The organism is Candidatus Synechococcus spongiarum SH4, from assembly GCF_000586015.1.
GTDB classification, from domain to species: domain Bacteria; phylum Cyanobacteriota; class Cyanobacteriia; order PCC-6307; family Cyanobiaceae; genus Synechococcus_B; species Synechococcus_B spongiarum_F.
The window spans coordinates 1-2,559 of record NZ_JENA01000231.1 but is presented as its reverse complement, the minus strand read 5'-3'; the positions used below and the strand labels follow the sequence as shown (position 1 = coordinate 2,559).

Sequence of the window (2,559 nt, the reverse complement as noted above, 5' to 3'; positions counted from 1 at the left end):
CACTGAACGACCCATGGGGCAAGGAGAACCGATGGAGTTGCGCTGGGATGGGGGCCTTCACCCCGCCAAGCTGGGGGTCATGGTGTGTGGTCACGGCAGCCGGAATTCCAAGGCGGTGGCGGAGTTTGCCCAACTCACCACGGGCTTGGCCCGTCTCCTGCCCCACCACCCCCTGGCCTACGGCTATCTGGAGTTTGCCCATCCCGTCATTCCCGCCGGCCTGGACAAGCTGCGCTCAGCCGGTGTGAAACAGGTGGTGGCGGTGCCGGGAATGCTCTTCGCAGCCGGCCATGTGAAAAACGACATTCCCGCTGTTCTGAACCGCTACAGCGCCGCCACCGGCCTGCCCATCAGCTACGGCCGCGAACTGGGCATGGATGCCCGCATGGTGCGGGCCGCGGCGGCCCGCATCACCGCGGCCCTGCCGCCGGAGGCCGGGGGGAGCAGGGGGGCAACCTGGGCCGGGACACCCTGCTGGTGGTGGTGGGCCGGGGCTCACGGGATCCGGACGCCAACGGCAACGTGGCCAAGATCACCCGCATGTTGGTGGAGGGTCTGGGGTTGGGCTGGGGAGAAACCTGCTATGCCGGCGTCACCTTTCCCCAGGTGGAGGACTGTCTGCGGCGGGCAGTGGGTCTGGGTTACCGCCGCATTGTGGTCTTCCCCTACTTCCTGTTTTCCGGGGTGTTGGTGAGCCGCATTCACCGGGCGGTGGACCGGGTGGCGGCCGACCATCCCCAACTGGACATCCGCAAAGCCTCCTACCTCAGCGATCATCCCCTGGTGCTGGACACCTTCCGCGCCCGCGCCCAGGAGGCTCTGGAGGGAGACAACGCCATGAATTGCGCCCTGTGCAAATACCGCACCCAGGTGCTGGGTTTTGAAAACGAGTATGGCGCTCCCCAGCAAAGCCACCATCACCACCATGAAGGTTGGGGGAAGCCTGCACCCTCTGCTCTGGAGACTGCACCGGGGCCTGCGAAGAGGACGTGAAGGCCAAGGCCCATCACCACCTCCACCACCATTGAAGTCCGCTCCTGATGTACACAGCCTCCCTGTTCAAAGACCATCGCCGCCCTGGAGGCCGCCGGCTGCTGCGAGCAGGTCAGCCACGTTTTCATGGCCCTGTTTCCGGACAAGGTCCAGGGGTGTTTGCCTGCGTCCAACGGGGTGTCCCCCACCTGATCGTGAACGTTGACCGGTGCGCCTGCCTCAACGAGCCGCTTGATTGTTGCTGAATGCAAATCCAGTCCCCTGCCACGGTCAACAGGTTCACAAAGCTTCACTCCTCCTCCGGCAGGGCGCCGGGATTGGCGCAAGCCCTTTTCCCCCGTGGAATGGACGGGTGGGATCGATGGCCCTTGATTCAGGTGGGTTCCTTCTTCATGGCCAGGATGTTGCGGTAGGCTGCCGCCATCCGCCAATCCACTCGATGGCTACCCCACTTCCTGGACTGATGGAATGGCTGGGGCTACTGGTCCAGCCGGCCGTGATCCTGGGAGGGGGAGCGCTGTTCCTGAACCAGTTGAACAAGCGGATCGACGATCAGAACAAGCGGATCGATGATCTACGTAGCAACATGAAAGACGGCCTGGCCAAGCTGGAGGCCAAGGTGGACCGTCTGATTGAAAGCCGCCTATCTACCACCCGCTAACCAGGTAGTTTCAAGGGTGAGGCATAGGCGACGCTTCACTCCTCCTCCGGCAGGGGGCTGGGGTTGGCGACGGTCTCGTCCGGAAGTTGAGCCATGGGTGGACCTCCCCATGGTCGCCGTACCGCTCTTGCAGCGCAGCCAACTGGGTCTGGGCAAAACTCCAGCCGTTGCGCCACACCCCGCACCCCCTCCTGGGCGGCCCGTCGATCCAGCCACTGGCGGGCCGCGCCAAGGGAGACGTGCAGCAGGGTTGATGGTCCTGTACCGCCATTGAGCCTTACTCCTCCGCCGGCGCATAAGAGGTTACGGATAATGGCGCGGAGCCGTCTTGCATCAGCCTCGGACAGGCTGCCAATGCACTGCATGAAACGCTCCTTGCTCAGGGTGCGGATCTGGTCCACGGCAATGTGGACCGGGTGGCGGCCGACGATCCCCAACCGGACATCCGCAAAGCCTCCTACCTCAGCGACCATCCCCTGGTGCCGGACACCTTCCGCGCCCGCGCCCAGGAGGCTCTGGAGGGAGACAACGCCATGAATTGCGCCCTGTGCAAGTACCGCACCCAGGTGCTGGGTTTTGAAAACGAGTATGGCGCTCCCCAGGCCAGCCACCATCACCACCATGAAGGTTTGGGGGAAGCCTGCACCCTCTGCCCTGGAGACTGCACCGGAGCCTGCGATGCGGCTTCACCCTTCCTCCGATGCATAGAGGTCACGGATGATGGAGCGGAGCCGTCTTGCCTCAGCATTGGCAAGACTGTCGATGCGCCGCACAAAGCGCTCCTTGCTGAGGGTACGAATCTGGTCCACGGCCACTTCACTGGGCCTGCCTGCACAGACAATCTGAAGACGGCTGGGCGGTTTCATGAAGCTTTGACGTCAAGGGGCAGATCACAACTGTCTCCA

General features: G+C 63.6%; 2 protein-coding genes and 2 pseudogenes. 3 read left to right on the top strand and 1 reads right to left on the bottom strand.

The genetic code is table 11. The features are described 5' to 3' along the window. Positions 1-31: 31 nt before the first annotated feature. Positions 32-1,028: pseudogene (locus tag BG35_RS14230) on the top strand (sirohydrochlorin chelatase). A gap of 404 nt (positions 1,029-1,432) precedes the next feature. Further along, positions 1,433-1,654 (top strand): hypothetical protein, encoded by a 222-nt coding sequence (locus BG35_RS0108950; protein ID WP_152535261.1) that lies wholly within the window; start codon positions 1,433-1,435, stop codon positions 1,652-1,654. 35 nt (positions 1,655-1,689) lie between these two features. On the opposite strand, the gene BG35_RS14255 is transcribed toward BG35_RS0108950, so the two are convergent. Continuing rightward, entirely contained in the window at positions 1,690-2,055 is a 366-nt protein-coding gene (locus tag BG35_RS14255; RefSeq protein ID WP_236619844.1) for a type II toxin-antitoxin system PemK/MazF family toxin, read from the bottom strand. A 15-nt stretch (positions 2,056-2,070) separates the two neighbouring features. Here BG35_RS14255 and BG35_RS14250 point away from each other — a divergent pair. Beyond that, positions 2,071-2,559: pseudogene (locus tag BG35_RS14250) on the top strand (hypothetical protein); the annotation flags it as partial.